The following is a 19522-nucleotide window of genomic DNA, read 5'->3' as shown; positions in this document are numbered from 1 at the left end:
AAGGGATGACGGATGAGCCCAACTTTTATCACTTTTACAATCTATCTTTTTGTTATGATCGTAATTGGATTTGTAACGTATCGTATGACAAACACGTTATCGGATTATGTATTGGGTGGTAGAAAGTTAAACAGTTGGGTGACAGCCTTTTCTGCATCTGCTAGTGACTTTAGTGGTTGGCTATTAATTGGATTACCTGGGGCAGCATATGCAGCGGGACTAGGCACTTGGAGTCTGTGGATTGCGATTGGTCTTGCGATTGGGGCAGTTATTAATTGGCAATATGTTGCAAAGAGATTGCGTGTATATACGGAGTTTGCGAAAGATTCGATTACACTTCCTGAGTTTTTTGAAAATCGTTATCGTGACAAATCCCATTTACTCCGTGTGATTTCTGCTGTTTTTATACTTGCGTTTTTCTTATTTTACACAGCTTCCGGTTTAGTTGCTGGGGCAAAATTATTTCAAGGCACATTTGACATTAGTTATCATACATCGCTTATAATCGGGGCACTCATCATTGTGACGTATACATTTTTAGGTGGATTTCTTGCTGTTAGTTATACGGATTTAGTTCAAGGATTGCTTATGACAGTTGCGCTTGCTTTTACAGCTATTTACGGATTGATTAGTATTGGTGGTTTTGGGGAATTGTTTCACAAGCTTGGTTCAATTAGCCCTAGTTTAATTGATGCATTCGCCGATACGACATATGACGAACCAAGTGGTGTACTATGGCAAGCTGCTGGTCCAATAGGTTTTGTAGGAATTGTGTCTGCTTTAGCTTGGGGATTAGGATATTTTGGGCAACCACATATACTGGCTCGTTTTATGGCCATCCGCACACATAAAGCGGTGCGAAAAGCAAGACTCATCAGTGTAACACTCGGATTGGTCGTTCCATTGTATGGTGCACTTATCGTTGGAATGATTGGGATTGTGACAATACAGGAACCGTTAGCGGATTCCGAACAAGTTTTTATACAGCTCGTACAAATAGCGTATAACCCTTGGATTGCGGGAATTCTTTTAGCCGCTGTGTTAGCTGCAATTATGAGTACAGTAGATTCACAATTACTAGTATCATCTAGTGCTCTTTCCGAAGATTTTTATCGACGATATTTTAGAAAGAAAGCAAGTGAGCGAGAGCTTGTTTGGATTGGAAGATTTTCCGTATTACTTATTGCCCTCATCGCTTTAGCACTAGCGTGGAATGAATCAAGCTCTGTGTTAGATTTGGTTTCTTATGCTTGGGCAGGGTTTGGTGCAACCTTTGGACCAGCGATATTGTTTTCATTGTTTTGGAGAAGAACAACCCGGAATGGCATATTGGCAGGAATTATTGTTGGAGGTGTCACCATTTTCTTATGGCCGTTAACGAATTCGGAACTATATGAAATGGTGCCTGGATTTTTATTATCTAGTATTGCAATCGTATTGTTTAGTTTAACTGGAAAAGGACCGTCTGAGAAAATGCTCGAGGAGTATGATAGAGTGGTAGAAAAAGTGGGGTAATCAAGACCAAAAAAATGATCCACAATGTATGCTTTTTGGAAAGTAAATAGTTGCCAACTACAATTTTATGCAATTCGTATGGAAACAAAACACAATTTAGAAAGGAAGAGGAGAGAGAAATTGACACAACATATTTATGGTAATACACCTTGTTTTTTAAATAGTAACATCGTTGATATTCATGATCAAAAGCAACTAGAAAAAACAGATATACTCGTTTATGGTGTTCCATGGGAAGGTGCGGTTACATGGGGGGATTATACGGGCTGTGAATTGGGGCCAAAAGTCATTCGTTTAAATTCTGCACGATATTCAGGATATCTTCCAGAACTGGATCATATTGATGTGTTAGAGCATTATACAATTGGTGATGTAGGTGATGTTAGTATTGTTCCTACACATGCAAAAGAAACGATGCATCGGATTGAAGAGTTTGCAACAAACGTATGGAAGTCGGGAAAGTTTCCTATCGCATTTGGTGGCGACCATACGATTACGTATCCGATTGTAAAGGCGCTTGGAAAGCATATCCAAGGGAAAGTTGGCATCATTCATTTGGATGCACATTACGATAATCATAAACAATATGAAGGCGAACGATATGCGCGGAATACCTCGTTTCACCGATTATATGAAAATGAGCATGTACGTAATGAAAGTATTGTGCATATGGGGATTCATGGGCCGCGAAATGAGCCAATTACTGGAAAATACGCACAAGAAGTTGGGGCAACAACGATTACGATTCGTGATATTCGTCAGGCGGGAAATTTAAAAGATATTGCAAAAGCCGCATATGAAATTGCTGAAAAGGAAGTTGATGTTGTCTATTTAAGTATTTGTAGTGATGTCCTTGATTTTGCTTACAATCCAGGTGGTCCAGTTGACGGAAATGGTTTAACTTCATTTGAATTACTGGAACTTATTTATGAGTTTGCCAAACTTGGTATACACGGACTAGATTATGTTGAAGTATATCCACAACAGGACGCGAATGACCATTCTTCACATTTCGTAACGTATGCCATATTATATGCACTTGCCGGAAAAGCTGTTTATGATCAAAAAGTTTAAGTTTTTATTAATCAAGCAAAATGGGGCGGTATCTCGATACTCCGCCCTATTTTGCTGTTTTTAAAAACTAAATATGTCCCCAAACTTCTTCATTTCTGAAATGAAGAAGCTGCAATTGTCAGAACTTCAAACAGGGGGAGCTTGACATAAGAATGTCCATTGTTATAGGCTACAAACTGTAACGTATTTTATCGCAAGTTAACTTATTGTAGGCCCATTTGGGAAATTTAGAGGAATGGGCACAATAAGAGGGGGAACTACGAGTAAAAGCCCAATATCATGAACGGACATCAGTAGGAGAAGTGCGAAGCCCTGTGGAATACAGTATCACGTTATAAAGTAATATTTCTAATAAAAATATATGAACACCCGTCTGAGCATGTGTAAGGAATACATTTAAACGGGGACCAGGTAATACAAAAAAGGTTGGGGATAAAATGAGACAACAAAAGGATATTTTTATGGCCTTCTTTCGGGCTGGTATGCTTGGTTATGGTGGTGGTCTTTCGGCTGTTCCACTTATGCAAAACGAAGTTGTTCACAAATTTAAATGGATGGATGATGAAGAATTCTCTGATGTGTTGGCACTTTCTAATACTTTACCTGGCCCGATTAATACAAAAATGGCCGGTTATATTGGATGGCGGATTGCCGGGTTTTGGGGATTGATCAATGCGCTTATTGCAACAGTTTTACCAACAGCACTTTTAATGATTCTATTATTAACAGTATTAAATGCGTATAAAGATAAACCATGGGTACACGGCATGTCCCAAGGTGTCTTACCAATTGCAGGGGTTATGATTGGTGTATTAGCATGGGATTTTATTAAAAAATCAAAAACGGGATTAGGGTGGCTTTCAACGATTATCTTCACCGTCATAAGTTTGGTGGCGATGGAACTATTAGGAATTCATCCTGCAATCGTAATCGTTGCGCTCATTGGATCGGCTTTTTTTTCAAAAGATAAAAAGCGAGAGGTGAGCGGGTCATGATTTATTGGAAAATCTTCCTAGCAAATTTCGTTGCAAATATATTAGGGTATGGCGGTGGACCTGCAACTATACCGCTTTTAGAGCATGAGGTAGTTGATCGATACGGATGGTTTACAACCCAGGAATATAGTGAAATGGTTGCCTTGGGAAACGGATTACCTGGACCGATTGCGACGAAACTTGCAGCCTATATTGGCTATGATCAAGGTGGTATGTTAGGTGCAACAATCGGAGTGTTTGCATCTGTTGCCCCATCCCTCATCATGATGATTGCGTTATTAGGTTTATTAATGAAATATAAAACGTCACCCAAGGTAAAGCGACTTACACAAATTGTAAGACCGACAATTGCTGTGTTACTCGGTGTGATGACGTACGATTTCTTTTTTCATTCGTATGAAGGGGTAGGAATATTGCATACAGCAATGATTGGAATCCTAGGATATTTCTTTTTAGAAGTGAAAAAGGTGAGTCCAGTTTGGGTAGTTCTCGGTGCACTTACGTATGGAGCAATCTTTCTTGGACAATAATCGTCTACAGCCTTTATTGTAGGTCAACTGGCGCTGAACCCCATTTCAATCATGCAAGGATTTAAAAAGTAGGAATCAATAGGAGTAAAAATTTAATTCATGCAACTAACAATGAGCGGAGGTACCTAAATCCCTACTCATTGTTAGTTGCAGTTTATAAACATTCACGCAGTTTTATTTTTAATTCTGTTCCAAAGTCAATGGATGATTCATTTACATCTTAGCTTTTGTTTTACCTTCAGCCAAGATAATATGTTCGTAATGAATGACTTTCAAGTTTGTTCCGCAATCACTAACTGCACTTTAGCACGCTATTGTTAACTGAACTTCTAAAACTTACTTACTCAATTGTGAATCCCGTAATCCATTTCGTATAACTTCTGGTAACGGGCGTTCGTTTCGAGTAACTTTGCATGTGATCCATCCATCGCTATATTTCCGTCTTGTAGGAAAATGACACGATCCATCTTTTCAACACTTGCCAAGTGGTGTGTAACCCAAATGACAGTTTTATCTTTCGTTGCGTGCAGCATGGTTTCGATTAAATCATGTTCAGTTTTTGGATCTAATCCTATCGTAGCTTCATCGACTAAAATGATGGGTGTTTTTTGTAATAGAACCCGTGCAAAGGCGATACGCTGACGTTCACCACCTGAAAAGCGACTTCCCATTTCACGAGTAGGTGTGGCGAGTCCTTGAGGCAATGAAGAAACAAGACTTGTTAATTGTGCCTGCTCTATCACATCCCAAACTTCTTCGTCCGTTGCGTCTGGTTTTCCAATTCGAATATTATTCCCAATCGTCGTATCAAATAAATGAGGCTTTTGATTAAAGACACTGATGTAAGTAGACAAAAATTCAGGACTAGCCTTTTTTTCATTTATCGTGATGACACCTTTGTCTGGTAAAATCATGCCTGTTAATAATTTGAGTAACGTAGATTTACCTGTTCCGCTTTTACCTAAAATTGCTAACTTTTCTCCAGCTGGTATTGCTAGTGTGAAGTCCTGTAATACAGTTTTATCTGTATGCGGATAATGGTAGTGTACATGATCTATTTTTATATTTACTTTATTCGTCTCTACAAAGGTATTTTCTAGCTTCTTGTTATTTATTTTTTGTGCATCAAGAGGTGTACGATCCATTAAAAATTCACCATCTTGAATCTGATTAATTCGTTTAATCGAATCGACATATAATGGGTAATGTTCAACTGCATCGGAAATCGGAACAAGTGCATCGGTAATATTTAAAATCATCAGTGTAAAGGCTGCAATCATAGTTGGGGCAAAAACGCCTTCCCCGACTTGGATACTTGACCATATTAAAACGCTCATCATGACGATGCCAATTACGAGTTGAATTATGGCACTACGAATGTGATGGCGATTTTGTAATTTGCGCTCATATCCTTGTAAAGCTGCATTTGTTTCACGAAAGTCTTCTAAAAAGGTAGCTGTTCGTCCACTCGCTTGCCAATCCGTTATACCGAATATTGCATCTGTTAATTGCTCATATAAACGGTTTTTCACTTTCTTTTGGCTAATATGATAACGGCGCAACCAAAATAATGATAAGAAGGGTGAAAGAAAAACAATTACCCCTAACACAAGGGCCATCATGATAGCAAAAGTCATATCAAATAGACCAATGACTGCGATGAAAACAGTGTACATGATTACACTGAAGATGCTAGGTAGAATGGTTCGTAAAAATAAATCTTGTAATCGTTCGATATCATCAGAAAGTACACTTAAGAGGTCACCTGTTTGATAACGGGATTGAAGAAATAATGCTTGCGGTTCTACCATTTTATACAATTTTGTACGCATCATCGCTAAAATACGTAATACGAGATCATGACTCACAAGTTTCTCTAAATAAGGAAACAATGCCTGCCCAATACTAAAAGCCCTTACTGCAACAATTGGAATGTAAACGAGCATGACATTTTCAGGACGCAGTGAGGATTTAGAAATTAAATAACCAGATGTAAATAAAAGCAAAGCACCAGATGCAATTCCTAAAAGTCCGAAAAGTAGCGTTAGGAACCATTGCAACTTGAATTGTTTCATATATGGCGTGATCCAATTTTTCATCATCCATCACATCCTTTCGACATGTTCGTTTAAAATGAATTTGTAGTACACACCTTTTTTGGCCATTAAGTCATGGTGCGTACCTTGTGCAGCAACATGGCCATGATCGAGCATTAGAATATGATCCATATCTTTCATCCAGTGTGTGCGGTGTGTTGCCAAAAAGACTAATTTATCTTTGAAAATTTCAAGCATTACTTGTTTGATTTCATATTCAGTTTCAATATCTAAATGAGCAGTTGGTTCGTCTAGTAGCAAGATAGGTTTGTTACTTAATAAGACGCGTGCCATGGCGATACGCTGTTCTTGACCACCACTTAATGTACGCCCACCTTCGCCAATAGGCTCATGTATTCCGTTTGGTAAAGAAGCGACAAAATCAGTAAGCCCAATTTTTTTTACAACATCGTTTACAATATCATCCGTAGCATCGGGCATGTAAAAACGAATATTATTAGCGAGTGAAGTTGGGAAAATATATGGATGCTGTGGGATATAACCAATATTTTCTAGCCAACTTTCATTTTTTAGTGATGCCAAAGTAATGACATTTTTATCATCAGTATGAATCTTCATTGTGCCCTGGTTTGGATGAAGGAATCCTGCTAAAACATGAATAAGTGTTGATTTACCTGCACCACTAGGTCCAACAATACCGATAATACGATTACCTGTTGTTGAGAACGTAATATTTTGCAATAATGTTTGTTCATCTATATGGACAGATATATTTTCAATTTGCAATGTTCGGTTAGAATTCCAATGAATTTGTACAGGATCTATTGGGTCATTATGATTTTCAATAATGATTTTTTCTATTTCTTCCATCGCGACTTGCCCATCTAATGTAGCATGAAAGTCTTTCCCGAGTTGGCGAATAGGTAAGAAATATTCTGGTGCTAAAATTAAAATTGTTAAGGCTGGTAGTAAATCGATATGACCGTCAATGAGGCGAAATCCAAGTCCTACAGCAACAAAGGCAATCGAAAGACTTGTAAAGAAATCAAGCGCAAATGACGATAAAAAAGCGACACGTAATGTCCGATTTGTAGCACGACGATATTGATCGCTAACCTTATCAATTTTTTTCTCATGTTGCTTACTTCGACCTAAATACGTTAATGATTCTAAACCTTTAAGAGAATCAACGAAATGGTTAGATAAAATTCGGTATGTTTCATATTGGCTATTTGCCATTTTTTGTGCTGCCATCCCGAGTAAAATCATAAAAACAACAATAATCGGTACGGTGACAACTAAAATAACGGCTGACACTTTATCAATCGTAAAAATATAGATGACGAGTAGTGTTGGGATAATTAACGTACGAATCATCCGTGGTACCGCAATGATGACATACTGTTTAAATTGGTCGATACCCTCTATTGCAAGTGTGACCAGGCGCCCTGTACCAAAGTTTTGCGTAAAGGAGCGACCTTGTTTAAAATATGTTTCCACTAGCACTTGCCGTTTTTCGTTACCAATTTTTTCAGCAAAGCTCTCAATCCATTTATCTTTTATTAAGGAAAACAAATGTCGTAATACAAATACGATAATGAAATAACAAATATCCGAAAGAACGGCTGTTATTGTTTCTCCTTGAAATAAAAAAGTAATTGCCCGAGCTAAAAAAACTGCTTGGGCAATGGTAGTGATTGTTTCTAATAATGTCAAACAAGCTAAACCAATATAAACAATGTTACTCCCTGGGAAGGATGGTAATTTTGGTCGATTATTCATTAGTATGTGAGATGATGGTCTTTCTTTTTAACACGGTTACGAAATACATAATAACTCCACCCTTGATAGCCCAGGACAAACGGTAACAATGTCAATGCTGCATAACTCATTACTTTTAATGTGTATGGTCCAGATGCGGCATTATAGATGGTTAAACTATACGCATCTGATAATGAACTAATCATCACTCTCGGGAACATGCCGATGAAAAGACTTGCACTTAAAAATAAGATTGTCAAAGTTGTCATCGTAAATGCCCAACCATCGGCTTTTTTCACATTTAGTATACTACCTGCTAATAATGCGAGCCATGTTAAAATAGGTAGCGCAATCCACATATTTCCATGATTTGTAAAAATATCTGTTTTGATTAAACCGATAATCGCAAATGCCAATACGGCAATTAACGTAACGGGTGCTAATCTTTTAGCAAGGACTCTGGCACGCTCTTGTAATTCTCCTTCTGTTTTTAATGTAATAAACTGGAGACCATGAACGATACAAACAAGTAAAAACATCACACCACCAAGTAATGCAAATGGATGAAGGAACTGTAAGAAGCCACCAACCATTTCTTTATCGGCGTTGATTGGCATTCCTGTCATAAAGTTGGCGATAACAACTCCCCATAAAACAGGGGGGAGAAGACTACCGATAAATAACGCCCAATCCCAAAGATTTCTCCATTTCGGATGATCCACTTTGCCGCGGAATTCAAAGGCCACTCCACGTAAAATAAGTGCAAGTAACATAAACACTAGTGGGATGTAAAAGCCACTAAACATGGTAGCGTACCAATGTGGAAATGCTGCAAACATCGCACCACCTGCAGTGATTAGCCATACTTCATTTGCATCCCACACAGGTCCAATTGTATTAATATAAACACGTTTTTCCTGGTCATTTTTACCTAGAAAGCGCGCGACCGTACCAACACCAAAATCAAATCCTTCTAGTATAAAAAAGCCCGCAAACAAAATAGCAATTAATAAAAACCATAACTCATGAAGGGACAACTTCGGTTACCTCCTTGTCAAACGGGTCAGTAGAGATTGTTTCCTTTTTATCTCCCTGATCGTTCTTTTTAATAAAACGAACAAATAAATAAATGGATACAGCTGCTAAAACGGCATAAATTAGTGTAAAGGAAATGAATGAAAATAGTACTTCATTTGCTGTAACAGAAGGTGATACTGCATCCTCTGTTTTCATTACACCAAATACAACCCACGGTTGCCGACCCATTTCTGTCATAATCCATCCTGCAGTATTGCCGATAAACGGTAGAGACATGCCCCAAAGCATTAATTTTAAATATTTTGGACTTGAGGCTAATTTATCTTTACGTGTTTGTATCCAACCATATAAAGAGAGAAGAACCATGAAAACTGCACTTAACACCATCGTGCGAAAACTCCAAAATGTTGTTTTAACAGGTGGAATATAGTCACCAGGGCCATATTTTGCAGTATATTCTTTCTGTAAATCGAGTAGGCCTTTTACTTGACCAGTGAATTTATTATATGAAAGAAAACTTAATGCATATGGTACATCTAAAGCAAATTTATTTTCTTGGTTTTCTGTGTCAATATGGGCAATGGCCGTAAATGGTGCTGGATCAGCTGTTTCCCATAGTGCTTCAGCTGCAGCAAGTTTCATTGGTTGTGTTTCAATTAAGTGTTGTGCTTCACGGTGTCCGGTAATAATTAGACATAAAGAAGACACTGCAGCAACAATGACGGCAATTTTAAATGACTTTTTAAATAACGTAATATCGTGCTTCTTCCCTATTTTCCAGGCGCTAATCCCAGCAACTAAAAATGCCCCTGTTGCAAGAGCTGCAACTAGAACGTGTGGGAATTGTACCCATAATTGCGGGTTTTTAATAATCGCAAAAAAGTCATTCATTTGAGCACGGCCATCTGCGGCAATTTCATAGCCAACAGGGGCTTGCATAAATGAGTTAGCGGATAATATCCAAAATGCTGATAACATCGTACCAATCGATACGAGCCAAATCGATATTAAGTGAACACGTTTAGATAAACGGTCCCAGCCGAATACCCAAAGTCCGATAAAAGTTGATTCCATAAAGAAAGCAAGTAAGCCTTCAATAGCAAGCGATGGTCCAAAGACATCCCCTACAAAACGGGAATAAGTTGACCAGTTCATACCGAATTGAAATTCTTGAAGAATACCAGTTACCACGCCAACTGCGAAGTTTATTAAGAACAGGTGTCCAAAGAATTTTGTCATGCGTTTATACATTTCATCGCCTTTTTTGACGTAAATTGTTTGCATGATTGCAATAATGAACGCTAAGCCAATGGAAACAGGAACAAAAAAGTAGTGAAAAATAGTTGTTGAAGCAAATTGCAATCTAGCTATCCAAAGTGGATCCATATCGTGACCTCTCCTTTTACAAAGGTTTATCCTTTAAGATTTATAATGAAACAAGTTATTTAAAAATAGCTCGTTTATATTGATAACATAAACACTATGCATATGTTGGAATGCCTAAAGATAAAGGTGAATTCCAAAATGTTATACTTAATTAATAATAATTCTTACTTAATATTATATACGACAATCTTGTTATGTTTTTCACAAAGTGTTACAAAAAGTTGAAGATTCCATGACGTATTATTGAACAGGCAAATAAATCGCGTCAAATCAACGATGACGCGACATGTGAAAATGTGAACAAAATGTTAAGTTTTTTTTGTGAGGATGGAAGAGGAGGGAGAAAGGCTACTTGAGGCAGGGTCTGACCCCTGCCTCTGTCATACTAAAACTAACAACCTAAAATTTGCATTGCATTTTGTACACGTTCTTCTGTAGGTGGTTCTATACCCTGAAGTGGGTATGCATAACCCAATGCTTCCCACTTATATACACCGAGTTTGTGGTAAGGGAGAACTTCCACTTTTTCCACGGCATCTAATGTTTTGATAAATGTAGAAAGGTTTTCTAAATCTGCATCATTATCAGAACCACCAGGAACAAGTACGTGGCGAATCCACATTGGCACTTTTTTGTCAGATAAATAACGAGCAAACTCTAAAATATGATCATTGCGCATACCAGTTAATACTTTGTGCTTCGCGGAATCTATTTGTTTTAAATCTAATAAAACTAAATCAGTTAGTGTAAGTAGTTCATCCAAGTTATTTAAAAATGTAGGAGAGTGGGAGAAACATCCTCCAGCTGTGTCAATCGCCGTATGAACACCAAGCTTTTTTAGTTCCTTAAATAGAGCAATTAGAAACTTAATTTGTAAGAGCGGTTCTCCGCCACTAACGGTTACCCCGCCATTTGTTGCTTTGAAAAAGGGGAGGTATGATTTAATATCTGAAACTATTTCTTCAACTGTCATTTGTTTTCCATCGCCCATTTTCCATGTATCTGGGTTATGACAAAATTGACAACGTAGGGGGCAACCTTGTAAAAACACAATATAGCGAATACCAGGACCGTCTAATGTACCACATGTTTCGATTGAATGAACGCGACCAATCATTGTAATACCTCCTCGAATTTCAAAGTTACTTTGGTTAGGGTGTTTTATTTACTTGAGTATCGTGATAAAAAAATTCTTTCGTATACTATTCATTAAATGAATAATAAAACCAAACTGTCTCGTAACGTGCTAGGTTGTTTTCCGCTACGGACCGTTGCTTTCCGCGGGCAACGCTTCAACTTCCGACGTACAGGAAGTACTAGTGCAGGTGTTGCAACAGGACGTTGCGAAATTAACCTGCCTTGCCCCAACATTGGGGTATGCCGACGTTGGCCGCAAAGGCCGTATTTAGTCGGCCCTCCTTAAATTTATTCCTGTGGGATTTTCAGCTGTTGCTTTTCCCGCAGGACAAGGAAATCTACGATAGCAAAACATCGCACGATAAAATGCGGTCTTTGCATTTTTGAGGAGTCAACGGTCCTCCGCTCCAAACAACCGCCGTGATTATGCGAGTCAATCTTTGTAAGTCTTATTACGAAAAACTACACTACGGGGAATAGATTTTCAGCTCTTAACTATGCCATTCAATAAACTAGTAAAAAATCAGCTCTGGATAAAGATACCTACACCAGCGGAGGAAAAACACGGAGACTCGAAAAAGATAAAACGTCTTTTCCTCGTACGATGTCATGCTGCCGAAGCATTCCTTGTCCTGCGGGAGGTCGGCTAAGATCGGTCACGTCCTGTGACCAATGCCGACACTAGAACGTCGTGTTCTTCGCTCGGCCTAGGTGAGACCCCGCAGTGCGTCATAGGGATGGAAGGCTAAGAACGCGACGTCCTGTCGCTACGCCTTCATGACCAACGTCCTGTTGGCCCGAGGCTCATCAGCCGCCCGCGGAAAGCGCAGTGTTTTTCCGGAGCGATATTAGTAAGGCAAGTTTTCACTACTGAACAGTTTGGGTCAACTGCGTTAAGGTTATTGAAAAGATGATTTTTGTGAAAAGGATATGGACAGTTTAGAAAGTGTATTGTTCATATCCTTTATTCACATCATTAAAATGAATCTGTAAAGTCTTTAATCATTACCGACTTTCATGGAATGTGCGATTAATGACATCAATTTGTTGTTCTCTTGTAAGTTTAATAAAGTTAACGGCATAACCTGAAACACGAATTGTTAGTTGTGGATATTCTTCTGGATGATTCATCGCGTCAATTAATGTTTCCCGATTAAAGACGTTAATATTTAAATGGTGCCCACCTTTAATCATATATCCATCCAATAAGCCAGCAAGGTTAACTTTACGATCATCTTCATCGCGACCAAGCGCTTTCGGCACAATTGAAAATGTGTTACTAATACCATCTAGTGCATAATCATATGGTAATTTTGCTACGGAACTTAATGAAGCTAGCGCACCTTTTTTGTCACGACCATGCATTGGGTTTGCACCTGGAGCGAATGGTTCGCCGGCTTTACGACCGTCTGGTGTGTTACCTGTTTTCTTTCCATAAACAACATTCGATGTAATCGTTAAGACAGATTGTGTTGGAACAGCATCACGATATGTTGGATGTTTCTTTACTTTATTCATAAAGTTTTTCACGATATCTACCGCAATTTCATCAACTTTATCGTCATTGTTGCCGTACTTAGGAAAATCTCCTTCGATTGCAAAGTCAACGGCATAGCCATTTTCATCACGAATTGCTTTTACTTTTGCATGCTTGATGGCACTAAGTGAGTCAGCAACTACCGATAATCCAGCAATACCACAAGCCATTGTACGTAAAATTGTTTGGTCATGTAATGCCATTTCAATTCGTTCATAACTATATTTATCATGCATGAAATGGATAACGTTTAATGTATGAACATAAAGTCCTGCAAGCCAATCTAGGACTGTATCATATTTTTCCATGACTTCATCATAATCTAGATATTCAGAAGTAATTGGTGCATATTTAGGTCCAACTTGAATAAGTAACTTTTCATCAACCCCACCATTAATCGCATACAAGAGACCTTTTGCTAAATTTGCTCGTGCTCCAAAGAATTGCATTTGTTTACCAATCGTCATGGCAGATACACAGCAGGCAATTCCGTAATCATCACCATAAATATCACGCATAATATCATCGTTTTCATATTGAATGGAACTTGTTTCAATTGAAACATTCGCACAATAACGTTTGAATTTATCTGGTAGATGCTCCGACCAAAGTACAGTTAAGTTTGGCTCAGGAGCAGGACCTAAATTTGTTAAAGTATGCAAGAAGCGAAATGAGTTTTTCGTTACAAGTGGTGTGCCATCTGTTGTCATTCCGGCAATTGATTCTGTTACCCAAGTTGGATCGCCGCTAAACAATTCATTATAATCTGGCGTCCGTGCAAATTTAACTAAACGAAGTTTCATAACAAAATGGTCAACCAATTCTTGCGCTTCTGCTTCTGTTAAAAGGGCGTTTTGTAAATCTCTTTCGATATAAATATCTAAAAAAGTAGATACACGTCCAAGACTCATCGCTGCTCCATTTTGTTCTTTGATGGCTGCAAGGTAAGCAAAATAGAGCCATTGAAATGCTTCATGTGCATTTGTTGCTGGTTTAGAAATATCGAAGCCGTAAGACATGGCCATTTCTTTTAATTCATGAAGTGCGCGAATTTGTTCCGTGATTTCTTCGCGATCACGTATCACGTTTTCTAACATGACACCGTTTCCACCAGTAATTTCTAATTGCATTTTTTTGTCTGCAATAAGGCGATCGACACCATATAAAGCAACTCTACGGTAGTCGCCGATAATTCGTCCACGACCATAAGCATCAGGTAAACCAGTAATAATACCTGCTTTTCTAGCTAATCTCATTTCAGGTGTATATGCATCAAATACACCTTGGTTATGTGTTTTGCGATATGCAGTAAAGGTATGTTCTACTTCTTTATCTACTTCATAGCCATATGCATGACAAGCGTTTACCGCCATGCGAATACCGCCGAATGGTTGAAGAGAACGTTTAAAAGGTTTATCAGTTTGAAAACCGACAACTTTTTCCTTTTCTTTGTCTAAGTATCCTGGTCCATGTGAGGTAATTGTTGAAACAATTTTTGTATCCATATCAAGAACGCCACCATTTTCACGTTCTTGTTTGGATAGTTCCATTACTTCATCCCAAAGTTCACGGGTTGCTTCCGTTGGTTCAGCTAAAAATGATTCGTCCCCTACATAGGGATTAAAGTTCTTCATAATAAAGTCTCGTACATCAATTTCTGATTGCCATTTACCACTGCGAAAGTCTGCCCAAGCTTGTTGTTTCTTTAACATTGGAATACCTCCTAATATTAAATGATCTTCGAGTAAGTTTGTGAAATGCTGAACAATTACTCTAACATTAGTATAACACAGCGAAGATAAATAACATGATTTAAATGTAACAAATTTATGAATGTGCAATTTGTTTCCGGTAATCTATTGATTCTATAGGGTTTTATAGCAACCTCATCTGTATTAATACAAATCATTTTTGTAGTGTAACAGATGGGAGTTATCGGATTGTAATAGAAAATGATTATTTAGAAATGACAATGAATTTTGATTATGTTACGATTTATTTATCTGAAAATTGCATGAAAGTTTTCCGATGAAAAACTGTGACAATGTAGGAGAGATAACATTGATTAGTAGCAAGCAGCCCATTCAAGTTTACCGTGGTGAATATTTAGAAAGTACACATGAAATTGCAGTTGCGGTCGTAAATACAGAAGGGGATTTACTCGCTCATTACGGGGATCCAAAGCAACAAGTCTTTGCTCGTTCATCGATGAAGCCCTTTCAAGCCGTGCCGATTGTAGAATCAGGAGCATTGGATAGCTTTCATTTTAGTGAAAAAGAGTTAGCACTATTTTGCGCAAGTCACATCGGAGAACCGATTCATCGCGAAACGGTACAACATGTATTAGATCAATTACAACTAACAATTTATGATTTGCAATGCGGAACCCATGTGCCACGTGATATGAAAAGCTATGATGCATTAGTCCGTGCTGGAAAGCAATTAAATCCGCTTTATAGTAATTGTTCTGGAAAACATAGTGGAATGCTTGTTGGTTGTAAAAAACAAGGATTTGACATTGCGACATATCGAGAAATAAATCATCCATATCAGCAACAAATATTAGAAGTAATTGCGGAGGTCGCCGATATTGAGTGTAAATCAATTGGTATGTCAGTCGATGGTTGTGGTGTTCCTGTACATCGTATGCCATTAGAGCATGTTGCACTTGCTTATGCGAGACTTGCGAAACCGGAAGTTTGGCTTACTGACAATGACCAACGGAAAAAATCCTTACACCGTGTTTGTCAGGCGATGACAATGTTTCCGGAAATGGTTGCGGGTACAAAACAATTTGATACGGATTTGATGCAAGCTTTTAATCGAAGAGTTGTTGCAAAAGGTGGTGCAGAAGGTGTGCATTGTTTTGGGGATAAGGAAACGGGAATTGGTGTCGCAATTAAAGTTGCAGATGGTAATGCGAGGGCAACAACTGTTGCAACGATGGAAGTATTGCATCAATTACAAATCGGAAATGATGTCATCTGGGATAAGTTAGCCCATTATCATGAAGCACCAGTTAAAAATGCACGAGATGAAACGATTGGCACCATTCAAGCTCATTTCTCATTACATATTGAAAAAGGGGTATTGCATACATGGGGGATATCGTAATCTGTTTTATCGTGAAATCGTAGGGGAGCGATGCTAGGTACATCTGTAATAATAGCACTTCACTTTACGAATAGTTTTTAAAATTGAAATGGATGGGGGAGAGTGTGTTGAAACCAATTATCGGAATATCATCGTCAATGGAAGTAGATGAATCGTATTACATGGTTGCGAATGATAATGTAAAGGCAATCATGCATGCTGGGGGTCTGCCAGTCATGCTACCACATTTTATGACAGAAGCGGATGTGTATGCAATTGCTGAAAAATTGGATGGATTGTACCTAACAGGTGGGTATGATATTGACCCAACACTTTTTGACGAAGAGCCACACCCAAAACTGGGGACAATCATTCCTACGCGAGATGCTTTTGAAATGGCGCTTATTAAAGAAATGTTGAAGCAAGATAAACCAATTCTTGGTGTTTGTCGAGGGTGTCAAATTTTAAATATTGCTGCTGGTGGAGATATGTACCAAGATATTTATGCGCAAATAGACAGGCAACTATTACAACATAGTCAAAAAGCGCCACAGGGACATGGTTCACACTTTGTTCATGTAGCAGATGGAAGTTTGTTACACCGATTAACTGGTAGTCAAAAACTTCGAGTTAATAGTCGCCATCATCAAGCAAATCGAAACGTAGTTGCACCACTTCAAGTAAGTGGAGAAGCGAATGATGGCGTTATTGAAGCGGTTGAAAGTACGAAACATCATTTTGTCCTTGGCTTACAATGGCATCCAGAAAATATGATGCCAGTCGGAGACCAAGCTTCTATAAAAATTTTTGAAGGGTTTATTGCAGCATGTAAATAAATATGTTGTCAAAAATTGCAATTAAATGATACGTTTTAACTAAACTTTTAAAATGTCTTGCAACAAGATAGCTTAAAAAGTAAAAACCGATACGAATTAGTTAAATAAAAAGAGGCGAAAAAAATGAAGATTTTAGATGCACATTGTGATGCACTTTATAAGTTACAATTAGCAAAAAGGGGAAAGTACTACAATCAACAAGCACTTTCGTTCACAGATGGACCAGAACTTGATACAAATCTCGAACGATTACACAAAGGGAGGTATTATACACAGTTTTTTGCACTGTTTTTGGAACCTGACATTCCTTCGGATGAAAAATGGCAGCATTTATTAGAACAAATCGATTTATTTCATACAGAAGTATTGGCAAAACATCCGCAAATGAAACATATAAAAAAATGGACGGATTTTGACGATTTACAGGATGGAGAAATTGGCGCAGTTTTAACGTTGGAAGGTGCAGATCCGTTTGGTAATGATTTGACGAGGCTTCGCCAACTGTATCGGGAAGGTATTTTATCATTCGGTTTAACATGGAATAATGCAAATTTATGTGCAGACGGTGCTGGTGAGCCACGCGGTGGAGGTTTAACCTTATTTGGAAAAGAGGTTGTCGCATTAAATAATGAACATCTCGTGTTCACAGATGTATCCCATTCCACTGTAAAAGGGTTTTGGGATATTATGGAACATGCAGACTTTGTAATTGCAAGTCACTCAAATGTACGAGCGCTTTGTGAACATCCACGTAATTTATATGATGATCAAATTAAAGCATTATTTGATAAAAAAGGACTCATGCATGTTGTTTTCAATCCACCGTTTATAAACAAAGGAAGTGAAGTTGCAACAATTGATGACTTAATAAAGCATATTGATTATTTATGTGAGCTTGGCGGTGTAAAGCAAATTGGTTTCGGATCTGATTTTGATGGGATTTCAACCTATGTGAAAGACCTTGAACATGCTGGAAAATATGAAAATTTAATCAATGAATTACTTAAAAGATATTCGGAAGAAGATGTAAAGGGATTTGCACAGCAAAATTTCTTGGATCATCGTCCACATTTGCTTCGTAAGTAGGAATAGTGGGACACAATACGTTCCTACATTTTTCCATGAATCATATTGGACGATTTTCACAAGATATATATGAACAGGTTATTCTGTTCAATAGCGAAATGGCATAGGTTAGCAGTAATTTCGTGAACAGTATATTTGTTCAATCCCACAAGGAGTGATCACCGATGGCGGACAGTAATCGTAATTCAAACGAATTATTAGTTCCAGGGTCAGAAAATGCGGTGAACAACTTAAAAGAAGAAATCGCAAACGAGATGAACATTGAACTTGGAGCGGATACAACTGCACGTGATAACGGTAAGGTGGGTGGCGAGATGGTAAAGCGAATGATCCAAATCGCCCAAGAAACGATGGCTAATCAAGACCAATAGCTAAAAAGAGTTGCCTCATTGTCGAGTAAACGACGTGAGAGGCAACTCTTTTTTTCTTAAGGTTAAAACGACTGTCGGATATAACTTCATCATTTACTTATACATATTGCTTTAAAAAGTGCAATACATCCTCATATGCTTCTTTTACTCGGCTTTGTCCCATGTTTTGATCAAAAACATGTTTGCCATTTTTTATTGTGATGAGGTTGTGAGGAACATTGACCTTTTCTAGCGCTTGCGCAAATCGTACAGATTCTTCGTAAGGAACATCTTCATCACTATCACCATGTAAGAGTAATGTAGGTGGAAATGTCTCATCTATCTTGTGAATTGGGCAATACTTAAGTAATGTTTCTTTTTCCGTAACTGGATTTACATTTGTAACATAATCTAACCACTTTCCTTGTTGACGGCAATATAAATAAATTGCATATCTTTTTTCAATCGGTGCTTCAGAAATTTGGCTTGGTTGTACTAATTGTTTTGCTAAAGCTTCTGGTACCATCGTTGTTTTTACATAATGTGGACTAGGTTGTAAATACCAGTCCCTAAGAATGTCCCCATATCCATAAAAAGAAACAATGACATTTGGCTTTTCCCTTAACGTACCTGTTGTTAAAGCAAGGTATGCGCCCGCAGAACCCCCAATTACGCCGATACGACTACGATCAAAATGGAATGCAGTTTGATGTTTTACCCAATGTAATGCGTCTTCAATATCCTCTATAATTTCAGGTAGTTTTGCTTCTGGGGCTAAGCGATAATTAATGGAAAATACGTTGTAGCCCGCTTCATTATATAATAAAATTTGTTCTTTTAATATGTCATTTTTTGTGCCCCAAACTAATCCACCGCCATGAATATAAACAATTAAAGGTGCATGCTCCCCTTTAACTGCGTATAAATCTCCCTTTATTTCGCAATCATTTACTTTTTTATATACATATGTAGTACTCATTATCGTTTGCACCCCTTTATTATTAGTTCGGTACGTATTTCGTAATCATATAATTCCTGTGTGTAATAAATGATACATGAAAAACGGAGCTACGGAAGATAAAATGATTATTTTTAATGTTTTTTTAATAGGGTAAGTACGTTAAATA

15 protein-coding genes are annotated in these 19522 nt (G+C 38.0%); 8 read left to right on the top strand and 7 right to left on the bottom strand.

The features are described from left to right. Positions 1 to 12: 12 nt before the first annotated feature. The 4 genes from putP (at position 13) to ACFFIS_RS17300 (ending at position 4114) form a co-directional block, all read left to right on the top strand. Positions 13 to 1515 carry a sodium/proline symporter PutP gene (gene putP / locus ACFFIS_RS17315; protein ID WP_320379896.1) on the top strand — a complete coding sequence of 501 codons (1503 nt, stop codon included), beginning with the start codon at positions 13 to 15 and terminating at the stop codon, positions 1513 to 1515. A gap of 120 nt (positions 1516 to 1635) precedes the next feature. Further along, positions 1636 to 2589 carry an agmatinase family protein gene (locus ACFFIS_RS17310; RefSeq protein WP_320380601.1) on the top strand — a complete coding sequence of 318 codons (954 nt, stop codon included), beginning with the start codon at positions 1636 to 1638 and terminating at the stop codon, positions 2587 to 2589. Positions 2590 to 3026: 437 nt separating this feature from the next. Continuing rightward, a complete protein-coding gene (locus ACFFIS_RS17305; protein WP_320379895.1) occupies positions 3027 to 3584 on the top strand; it encodes a chromate transporter in 558 nt (185 codons plus the stop codon). Further along, the gene (locus ACFFIS_RS17300; protein ID WP_390188518.1) at positions 3581 to 4114 is read left to right on the top strand and encodes a chromate transporter; all 534 of its coding nucleotides are present in this window, start codon (positions 3581 to 3583) and stop codon (positions 4112 to 4114) included. The genes ACFFIS_RS17305 and ACFFIS_RS17300 overlap by 4 nt, the downstream gene beginning before the upstream one ends. A gap of 344 nt (positions 4115 to 4458) precedes the next feature. Here ACFFIS_RS17300 and cydC read toward each other — a convergent pair whose 3' ends face one another. From cydC to pflB, 6 genes are all read right to left on the bottom strand, one after another. Then, on the bottom strand, positions 4459 to 6213 hold the full coding sequence (gene cydC / locus ACFFIS_RS17295) for a thiol reductant ABC exporter subunit CydC (protein ID WP_390188670.1): 1755 nt from the start codon (positions 6211 to 6213) through the stop codon (positions 4459 to 4461). 6 nt (positions 6214 to 6219) lie between these two features. Beyond that, positions 6220 to 7953 (bottom strand): thiol reductant ABC exporter subunit CydD, encoded by a 1734-nt coding sequence (cydD, locus tag ACFFIS_RS17290; protein WP_390188517.1) that lies wholly within the window; start codon positions 7951 to 7953, stop codon positions 6220 to 6222. Continuing rightward, complete coding sequence (gene cydB / locus ACFFIS_RS17285) at positions 7953 to 8969, bottom strand: cytochrome d ubiquinol oxidase subunit II (protein ID WP_320379893.1); 1017 nt, start codon at positions 8967 to 8969, stop codon at positions 7953 to 7955. The genes cydD and cydB overlap by 1 nt, the downstream gene beginning before the upstream one ends. Beyond that, a complete protein-coding gene (locus tag ACFFIS_RS17280) occupies positions 8956 to 10356 on the bottom strand; it encodes a cytochrome ubiquinol oxidase subunit I (RefSeq protein ID WP_320379892.1) in 1401 nt (466 codons plus the stop codon). Before ACFFIS_RS17280 ends, cydB begins: the two co-directional genes overlap by 14 nt. Before the next feature lie 391 nt (positions 10357 to 10747). Then, positions 10748 to 11473, bottom strand: coding sequence for a pyruvate formate-lyase-activating protein (pflA, locus tag ACFFIS_RS17275; protein WP_320379891.1), 726 nt, complete (start codon positions 11471 to 11473; stop codon positions 10748 to 10750). A 1025-nt stretch (positions 11474 to 12498) separates the two neighbouring features. Continuing rightward, positions 12499 to 14742: a formate C-acetyltransferase gene (gene pflB, locus ACFFIS_RS17270; protein WP_390188516.1), complete on the bottom strand. Its 2244-nt coding sequence runs from the start codon at positions 14740 to 14742 to the stop codon at positions 12499 to 12501. Positions 14743 to 15091: 349 nt separating this feature from the next. Between pflB and ACFFIS_RS17265 the strand changes: the two genes are divergently transcribed. From ACFFIS_RS17265 to ACFFIS_RS17250, 4 genes are all read left to right on the top strand, one after another. After that, positions 15092 to 16144: an asparaginase gene (locus ACFFIS_RS17265; RefSeq protein ID WP_320379890.1), complete on the top strand. Its 1053-nt coding sequence runs from the start codon at positions 15092 to 15094 to the stop codon at positions 16142 to 16144. A gap of 107 nt (positions 16145 to 16251) precedes the next feature. Next, on the top strand, positions 16252 to 16959 hold the full coding sequence (locus ACFFIS_RS17260) for a gamma-glutamyl-gamma-aminobutyrate hydrolase family protein (RefSeq protein WP_320379889.1): 708 nt from the start codon (positions 16252 to 16254) through the stop codon (positions 16957 to 16959). A 123-nt stretch (positions 16960 to 17082) separates the two neighbouring features. Continuing rightward, positions 17083 to 18045, top strand: a complete 963-nt coding sequence (locus tag ACFFIS_RS17255; RefSeq protein WP_390188514.1) for a dipeptidase — start codon at positions 17083 to 17085, stop codon at positions 18043 to 18045. Positions 18046 to 18209: 164 nt separating this feature from the next. Next, the gene (locus ACFFIS_RS17250; protein WP_320379888.1) at positions 18210 to 18416 is read left to right on the top strand and encodes an alpha/beta-type small acid-soluble spore protein; all 207 of its coding nucleotides are present in this window, start codon (positions 18210 to 18212) and stop codon (positions 18414 to 18416) included. 97 nt (positions 18417 to 18513) lie between these two features. Here ACFFIS_RS17250 and ACFFIS_RS17245 read toward each other — a convergent pair whose 3' ends face one another. Beyond that, entirely contained in the window at positions 18514 to 19374 is an 861-nt protein-coding gene (locus tag ACFFIS_RS17245; RefSeq protein WP_320379887.1) for an alpha/beta hydrolase, read from the bottom strand. Positions 19375 to 19522 lie beyond the last annotated feature (148 nt).

It is taken from the genome of Paracerasibacillus soli, from assembly GCF_042432965.1.
GTDB lineage: Bacteria > Bacillota > Bacilli > Bacillales > Amphibacillaceae > Paracerasibacillus > Paracerasibacillus soli.
The sequence above is the reverse complement of the archived record's forward strand: the minus strand, read 5'-3'. Positions and strand labels throughout refer to the sequence as shown.

What these genes read in the sequence shown, in the direction of transcription:
- putP (WP_320379896.1), top strand. Translation starts at nt 13, where the DNA reads ATGAGCCCAACTTTTATCACTTTTACAATCTATCTTTTTGTTATGATC.
- ACFFIS_RS17305 (WP_320379895.1), top strand. Translation starts at nt 3,027, where the DNA reads ATGAGACAACAAAAGGATATTTTTATGGCCTTCTTTCGGGCTGGTATG.
- ACFFIS_RS17300 (WP_390188518.1), top strand. Translation starts at nt 3,581, where the DNA reads ATGATTTATTGGAAAATCTTCCTAGCAAATTTCGTTGCAAATATATTA.
- cydC (WP_390188670.1), bottom strand. Translation starts at nt 6,213, where the DNA reads ATGAAAAATTGGATCACGCCATATATGAAACAATTCAAGTTGCAATGG.
- cydD (WP_390188517.1), bottom strand. Translation starts at nt 7,953, where the DNA reads ATGAATAATCGACCAAAATTACCATCCTTCCCAGGGAGTAACATTGTT.
- ACFFIS_RS17280 (WP_320379892.1), bottom strand. Translation starts at nt 10,356, where the DNA reads ATGGATCCACTTTGGATAGCTAGATTGCAATTTGCTTCAACAACTATT.
- pflA (WP_320379891.1), bottom strand. Translation starts at nt 11,473, where the DNA reads ATGATTGGTCGCGTTCATTCAATCGAAACATGTGGTACATTAGACGGT.
- pflB (WP_390188516.1), bottom strand. Translation starts at nt 14,742, where the DNA reads ATGTTAAAGAAACAACAAGCTTGGGCAGACTTTCGCAGTGGTAAATGG.
- ACFFIS_RS17255 (WP_390188514.1), top strand. Translation starts at nt 17,083, where the DNA reads ATGAAGATTTTAGATGCACATTGTGATGCACTTTATAAGTTACAATTA.
- ACFFIS_RS17250 (WP_320379888.1), top strand. Translation starts at nt 18,210, where the DNA reads ATGGCGGACAGTAATCGTAATTCAAACGAATTATTAGTTCCAGGGTCA.
- ACFFIS_RS17245 (WP_320379887.1), bottom strand. Translation starts at nt 19,374, where the DNA reads ATGAGTACTACATATGTATATAAAAAAGTAAATGATTGCGAAATAAAG.